Source organism: Massilia glaciei, from assembly GCF_003011895.2.
Lineage (GTDB): Bacteria > Pseudomonadota > Gammaproteobacteria > Burkholderiales > Burkholderiaceae_D > Telluria_A > Telluria_A glaciei.
This window is the reverse complement of sequence record NZ_PXWF02000164.1, coordinates 1-221: the sequence shown is the minus strand read 5'-3', so window position 1 is coordinate 221 and position 221 is coordinate 1. Positions and strand designations below refer to the sequence as shown.

Sequence of the window (221 nt, the reverse complement as noted above, 5' to 3'; positions counted from 1 at the left end):
AGTTTGGCGGAACGGGTTACAACCAGCTCCTGTTTGACGAGACCGATGCGCAGGGGCGCGTTCAGCTCAAGTGCAGCCATGCGGCCAGCGAGTTAACTCTTGGACATCTGATCCACAGCGCCGACAACTACCGAGGCAGCTTCCGCGGCACGGGGGCCGAATTGCGCACCGACGACTATGGCGCGGTGCGGGCGGGCGGGGGCCTGCTGGTGTCGAGCTAC

At 64.7% G+C, this 221-nt stretch carries 1 protein-coding gene; it reads left to right on the top strand.

Going from position 1 to position 221, the window contains the following annotated elements; all coding sequences use genetic code 11:
* Positions 1 to 221: type VI secretion system Vgr family protein (locus C7C56_RS10745; protein ID WP_181373118.1), on the top strand; the 221-nt coding region annotated here is incomplete at both ends.